5 protein-coding genes are annotated in these 6,814 nt (G+C 42.0%); 2 read left to right on the forward strand and 3 right to left on the reverse strand.

Annotation, left to right across the window (positions count from 1 at the left end; genetic code table 11):
* Window positions 1-93: 93 nt before the first annotated feature.
* Window positions 94-1,242, reverse strand: a complete 1,149-nt coding sequence (gene ssuD, locus V7K67_RS06810) for an FMNH2-dependent alkanesulfonate monooxygenase (protein ID WP_335165758.1) — start codon at window positions 1,240-1,242, stop codon at window positions 94-96.
* A 588-nt stretch (window positions 1,243-1,830) separates the two neighbouring features.
* Between ssuD and V7K67_RS06815 the strand changes: the two genes are divergently transcribed.
* Both V7K67_RS06815 and V7K67_RS06820 read left to right on the forward strand, forming a co-directional pair.
* On the forward strand, window positions 1,831-2,541 hold the full coding sequence (locus V7K67_RS06815) for a TVP38/TMEM64 family protein (protein WP_334734010.1): 711 nt from the start codon (window positions 1,831-1,833) through the stop codon (window positions 2,539-2,541).
* Window positions 2,542-2,648: 107 nt separating this feature from the next.
* Window positions 2,649-3,635 (forward strand): glycosyltransferase family 2 protein, encoded by a 987-nt coding sequence (locus V7K67_RS06820; protein WP_334708817.1) that lies wholly within the window; start codon window positions 2,649-2,651, stop codon window positions 3,633-3,635.
* A 60-nt stretch (window positions 3,636-3,695) separates the two neighbouring features.
* On the opposite strand, the gene V7K67_RS06825 is transcribed toward V7K67_RS06820, so the two are convergent.
* Together V7K67_RS06825 and V7K67_RS06830 are read right to left on the reverse strand one after the other, a co-directional pair.
* The gene (locus V7K67_RS06825; RefSeq protein ID WP_334734011.1) at window positions 3,696-5,486 is read right to left on the reverse strand and encodes an iron uptake porin; all 1,791 of its coding nucleotides are present in this window, start codon (window positions 5,484-5,486) and stop codon (window positions 3,696-3,698) included.
* An 874-nt stretch (window positions 5,487-6,360) separates the two neighbouring features.
* Window positions 6,361-6,732: an iron uptake porin gene (locus tag V7K67_RS06830; protein ID WP_335165761.1), complete on the reverse strand. Its 372-nt coding sequence runs from the start codon at window positions 6,730-6,732 to the stop codon at window positions 6,361-6,363.
* Window positions 6,733-6,814 lie beyond the last annotated feature (82 nt).

Genomic DNA, 6,814 nt, shown 5'->3' on the forward strand with positions numbered 1-6,814 from the left:
ATGAATCTAGAAGCAGCAAATTTCGGATTTTAGACTTTAAATTTGGTGTTTTTGCTTAATCCAAAATCCCAAATCCAAAATCTAAAATTGGCATCATGAAGCACTCGTTAGTTGTTTAGAAAATTTTTCATTGGCGATGATTTCGCCAACAGGACTCAAAACTGCTGGTGTTAAAGGCGCAGGTTCGTTCTGCAAAGGTAGGCGTGGAAATAATAATTCGGCGGTGCGATACGCTTCTTCTAAATGGGGATATCCAGAGAAAATGAAATTTTCTATCCCCAAATTGCGATATTCCAGCATCCTAGCGGCAACAGTGTCGGGATCTCCAACTAGGGCCGTACCAGCGCCACCCCGCACCAATCCAATTCCTGTCCACAGGTTAGGGCTAATCTCTAAGGTTTTTCGACTACCGCTATGTAGTTGACTCATGCGCCGCTGTCCTTCAGAATCAGAACTAGCAAGGTCTTTTTGGGCTTTTGCGATCGCATCCTCATCAACATACTTAATTAGCTCATTGGCCGCATCCCAAGCAGCTGACTCGGTTTCTCGCACAATTACATGCAGGCGAATCCCAAAACGGACTGTTCTACCTTGTTCAGCCGCTAATTTTCGGACTTCGGCAATCTTTTGGGCCACTTGTTGTGGAGGTTCGCCCCAAGTCAGGTAAACATCTATGTGTTTAGCAGCAACCCGCTTGGCAGCAGCAGATGAACCACCAAACCACAAAGGTGGATAGGGTTTTTGCACTGGTGGGAATAAGAGTTTACCGCCCTTGATATCCAGGTATTTTCCCTGAAAATCGACTGTTTCCCCGCTGACGATACCCCGCCAAACTGTCAGAAATTCGTCGGTTAAATCATAGCGATCGTCATGACTAAGATGCAAGCCATCCCCAGCCAGTTGTACAGGATCTCCACCTGTCACCACATTAATCAACAATCTTCCTTTAGAAATTCGGTCAAATGTTGCTGCCATCCCTGCAGCAGCACCAGGGGAGGTAATTCCTGGACGAATTGCCACCAAAAATTTCATCTGCTTGGTGACAGATATAAAAGCAGCGGCAGTGATCCAAGCATCTTCACAAGAACTTCCTGTGGGTAATAATGCGCCCGTATAGCCTAAACTATCTACAGCTTGGGCAATTTGCTGCAAATAATCAGGTGTCGCAACACGAGAGCCTATATCTGTGCCTAAATAGCGTCCGTCATGAGATCCAGTAGGAATAAACCAAAGAATTTGCATCTGTGTCAGGCAGGGTATGAGGATAGAGTTCTACGGTAGCTCGACCGAATTGCCGTAGTTTATAGTCAGCATTTTACAGTAAATTTTTTAAAATGCCAGTATAGATTAACGATTCATAAAAAAATTGACTTTCTCACAGACAGTTGTGATAATCATGACACTTTTGTTGCCAAAATGGCTGTCGTGAAGAATACAAGTTTTGTGTTAATTACCCACATTTTTTTGCGGCTTGGAAGTTTTCACTTCTGGTTTCATTGACAGAACCCTTGCTAACTTGTGGTTTTTTGGTCTGTGCTGGAATAAAGGTTATGATCGCTGATAACTAGACTCTTTAAATGACGGCTAAAGCTACACACTACGAATTTATCAGAATTAATGTGGCAAAGGACTAGTACAAGAAGGCAAAAGTGAAAAGGCAAAAGTAAAAAGAAAGAATGCTTATTTTGTGAGCTTTCTGGCTATTTTAAATGGGTGGTTTATTTACGCCGTGTTGTACTAGTTTCCAGAACCAAAACTTTCAAGAATTAATTAAAGGGGAAGTTTGAGAAAGATGGGTTGGGTTACAAAAAAAGTAGGAGTAGAGTTTTAGTGTGGAACTTGAAAGCTGGTATTTTGCTACTTACACTGAGTTGCATAATTGCAACTGGTATAGCAGTATATCTTCTTGGCGGTATTGAACCAGCACAAATCCAAGCATTGCTAAAATCTTCTGGTATTTGGGCACCCATTATTTATATTGCTTTATACGTTTTCGCAACTATGTTAGTTTTGCCCTCAACGGTGCTAAATTTGACTGGAGGTGCAATTTTTGGGCCTTGGCTAGGTACTGTCTGGACTAGTATTGGAGCAATAATTGCGGCAATAATTGCCTTTATTTTTACTCGGACTATTGGACGCCAAACAGTCGCAAAACGACTAGCAGGACGCTGGCAAGCTATGGATGCTGAGGTACGGCGGGGAGGACTTTTTTATATGTTTGCCATCCGACTAGTACCGATTATGCCCTACGGCTTAGTCAACTTTGTTGCGGGACTGACTTCGATCAGCTTTAAAGATTATGTTCTAGGTACAACACTTGGTACTATTCCTAGTGTCTTGCCTTTTGTATTACTAGGTAGTTCTGGTTTGAAAGCAGTTCATACAGGCGATTTTTTGCCGCTAGTACTTGCCTTAGGCTTAACGGGAACGCTGGTAGCAGGTTCTACTTGGTATCGCCATCGTCGGACTTTTCCTCAAAAAGCTGTAGAAAGGCTTAAAGAATCAGACTCTCCAAATGACATTAACCCAAAGAATAAATAAACTATAACAATCTGACTTGAATTTTACTAAGTATACTGAGAACCAAATCTTTGCGATCGCAAGCAGTCTGTCAGCTTGGCTGTTCAAAAATTAAACAATATTTTTAAATGCTACCAAAGTATTCATTCATTGTTCCAATTTATAACGAAGAAGAAATTATTCCTGAACTATACCGCCGACTGAGTGCAGTAATGGATCGGATGGATGGTCTTGTCGAATTAATATTGATCAATGATGGTAGCCGCGATCGCTCCCTACAACTACTGCGAGACCTCCATCAAAAAGACCCGCGCATTTGCTACTTGAGCTTTGCTCGTAACTTTGGTCATCAAATTGCAGTTACTGCTGGTCTTAATTTTGTCCGAGGTCAAGTTATCGTCATCCTTGATGCTGACCTACAAGATCCACCAGAACTAATTCCCGACATGGTCGAAAAATGGCGACAGGGCTATCAGGTCGTCTACGCTCAACGCACTCAACGCCTTCAGGAAGGATGGTTTAAGCGTTTTACTGCCTATTCTTTTTATCGCGTCCTTAAGAAGCTGGCAGATGTGGAGATTCCTACTGATACTGGTGATTTTTGTTTAATGGATCGGCAGATCGTAGATGTTCTCAATTCTATGCCTGAACGCACCCGTTATATTCGTGGTCTACGTTCTTGGGTTGGCTTTCAGCAAACAGCAATTAGGTTTGAGCGCGACCCCCGCTTTGCTGGGGAAGTTAAATACACTTTTAGCAAATCCTTAGCCCTTGCCATTAATGGTCTAGTGTCCTTTTCAATAGTGCCACTGCGGTTATCAACGTACTTAGGGTTAATAGCGGCGGCGGCAGCTATCTTCATGGCTTTATTAGTCTTGTATTGGCGTGTTTTTGTCCCCCATTCGCCTTTAACCGGGTTTACGATTATTTTGATGGCAATTTTCTTTCTCGGATCTGTCCAGTTAGTCAGTGTTGGCATCTTAGGTGAATATATTGGGCGCATCTACGAAGAAGTTAAAGCCAGACCCCTCTATACTTTGGCAGAGGTAGGGGGTTTCTATCACAAATCTTCCAACTCAACGAATAATTCTGACAAACTAGATAATTTAGCTTGAGCAAAAAGAAGTCCCACATTCTACCCGTAGGCAGTGTGGGATGAATTTTTCTCTCGTTGCTTAAAACTTGAAGGTAGTGCGGAGCCACACAACTACACTATCAGGATTACTAGCATTAAAGTCAGGTGCAGTAATCCAGATGACACCGGGCGTGATCGCAATATTATCATTGACTTGATATTGATAAAAGCCCTCAATGTGTAAGGAGGTATCTTTGTCTGCTATGCCATTGCCATTACCTAAATTCACATTCGGACTCAGACTAGTTAACTTTGGCTCCATCCCCACAAAAATACCTCCCAAACTACCTTTTTGGAATAAATCAGGAAATGCTAGTCCGGCACCCCAGTCCCAGACATCTGCATCACCGCTCCCCAAGTAACGGTGCGCGGAATAACCAACCCATCCATTTATTGCCAGAGATGGAGTAATCCGATAAAACGCTTCTGCACCATAGGTATTTGCTAAAGTTCCTTTTCCCGCAACGGTGCTGTTTGCTAAGTTACTACCGATAACTGGGCCGAAGTTTGTGCCACTGAGACCTGTCGTATTTGCTGGACTATAAGTATTGGCGTAAGTCAAAGCTAGGCGTAAATTTTTCTTGGGGCTGCTGTATAGTAATTGTCCTAGAGCTACATACCTACCTTCAAATAAGCCATTATTATCTGTCGGATTGTTACCGTTAATCGAGGTGTACTCCAACCCCAATTCCAGCTGTTTACCAAAGTTATGAAGGATGGCGACTCCGGCTCCAGTATCTCCATAGTCATAGACCATATTTCGCCGCGAGTATCGTGAGATCCCATTCGCTGCTGACCCTTCAAAATACGGGTTGATAGTTCCACTCAAGCCTAGTTCAAAGGCTCCATCAGACTGAGCAAAAACGTTAATTGCAGTATCACTACCAAGTAAATAACGATAGCGGACGCCACTGACATAAAGTTGATTGTTGGGGAATGATGGACTGGCATTATCAGAAGTTTTGCCATCACTGGTTCCAAGTAATCCACTTCTTGTTCCCCCTAAAGAGGTAATATTTCCTGCCCCCAAGGTTACTCGCAGTTGATCTGTACCGTTGAAACTGGTGTTTAACTTTAAAGTAACCGCGTCCTGAAATGTGAAGTTGTGAGGTGCGGGTTGCTTGGTGACGACGTTATTGCCTGCCACAACACCTCCAATCACAGTCTCAACTTGACCAACGAGTTTGGTTGTGGTGGAAAACTGCTGTGCTTGAAGAACTGCTGTTCGTGTCTCCAAGGAATCCACTCTTCCTCGCAGTTGGGCTAGTTCTGGCGCAAATTGATTTTGGAGTTTTTGTAATGTTTCTAAATCTTCTTTTCGGAGTAGATCGCTAGTTCCCGCACTCACCAGTTCATTGATTCGAGCCAGGGCTGCATTTAGTCCGGCTGCAAACTCGTAACGAGTCATTGCTCGATTCCCCTGAAAGGTTTGGTTGGGGTAGCCTGCAATCACCCCATACCGTTCCACTAAAGATTGCAAGGCTTGAAATGCCCAATCGGTAGGTTTGATGTCTGATAACTGCGATACAGAAGTTACCTGCTCGATTGCTGGATTGCTGACTGGGCGATCGCTACTCAAAGGAGTAGGTAATCTTTTCGGTACTGGTGAGAGTAATTGGGAAACAGGTGTAACTTGCTCGACTACAGTATTGTTGCGATCGGCATAAAATACAGGCAACTGCCTAGAAGCAGGAACAGCGTTACTATTACTCACAATAGATGCAGGTATATTAGCCTGACTTTTTGCCGGATTCAGAACTAAGATAATTGAGATATCTAGCAAAAAAAGTAAGCAGAATGCAAATCTAGAATCCCAGCGAACAATCGACATGACTCCTCAACCTTAAAAGCGAAAGAACTGACTAGAAATTGAACGGAAAAAGCAGCAGAAATATTTATTACAATACTTCTGCTAAAATTCCAGAGGACATTAATAGCAAGGATTTTAGTGGCTACATATCTGAAATATCAGATTCTCAAACCAACAATACATTAATAGAATCCAGAAAATCCTAGAAATTCTGATTTCTGAACTCATTCAAGAATACTTGAAACATCTTGCTGATGATGTTGTTTTATTGAATACCTTCTTAAAACTATTTTTCTATAGTCAAAGAAAATAATATCAAGCAAATGCTATGTGAGCAAAGATTTCTGAAACATCTTCTGACATACTGTTCTACTGGTTATGGCACACAAAAACAATCATTGGCTACTTCAACGACTAAAAACCGATTTGTATTCTGGTTATTTCTGGACAAACTGATATGACTAGATATCATAATTTGCACTCAAATAACTAGAAATACTATTAAGTATTTATTTAAATACTGTAAACACATCGACTTACGGTATTTTCTGTAAACTTATCTTTGCATAGAGATTTGTAAAATGCAAGTATCGCGACTCTAATGGCAGGGCAAACGCACACGTTTCTTTACAATTTTGGAGATATATTCAGAAAGCAGAGCCAATACCTTTGCTAGATAATCATCATCCCACCCTGACTTGAAAGTACTGAGTGCTGTACATGGATAGCGGGGCGGTTTAGCCCGTGCTGAGTAAAAATCCCAGTCCCTAGAACATTTTCATGCTTGGTAGTGAAACTCGTTTCATTGGGACTGCCTTGAGTCGCTTGGCATGGATGCCGCCTTTTGCAGTATTCTCTTGAGACAACAGGTTGACAGCTAGATTTTTGCCACCAGTTAGAAATTAAATGTACTACGTATAGCACCTACCCAAATTGGATCATTGCCAGCATCTCCTTGGGGGTTGAGAATTACAAACAAAGTTGGGGTAACACTAATGTTGTCATTTACCCGATAAGTATAAAAACCTTCTAAATGTAAGGAAGTATCTTTATTGACGCGAGCTGTGACGTCATTGCTAGTAACTTTAGGCGGTATACCAAAGACTAACCCACCTAGATTTGCTTTTTTAAATAAGTCTGGAAAAGCCAAGGTAAGGGCACCATTAATTATGGTTGCATCGTTATTAGTACCTTCTTGATGGGCAAGGGTATAACCAAACCAACCACCTACATTAACTACACCACTGGCTTTCCAACCCCTAGCTATCTAATTGGTATTTCAGGGCTTGAGACTCAAGCACAGAGAGAAGTTCGGTATGTTGATTGACTAAACCTTGTATTGCGGTAAT

Source organism: Nostoc sp., assembly GCF_036917155.1.
In the GTDB taxonomy this organism is placed as follows: domain Bacteria; phylum Cyanobacteriota; class Cyanobacteriia; order Cyanobacteriales; family Nostocaceae; genus Nostoc.

Coding starts and splice junctions, on each gene's coding strand:
- ssuD (WP_335165758.1), bottom strand. CDS start 1,242: ATGCAAATTCTTTGGTTTATTCCTACTGGATCTCATGACGGACGCTAT.
- V7K67_RS06820 (WP_334708817.1), top strand. CDS start 2,649: ATGCTACCAAAGTATTCATTCATTGTTCCAATTTATAACGAAGAAGAA.
- V7K67_RS06825 (WP_334734011.1), bottom strand. CDS start 5,486: ATGTCGATTGTTCGCTGGGATTCTAGATTTGCATTCTGCTTACTTTTT.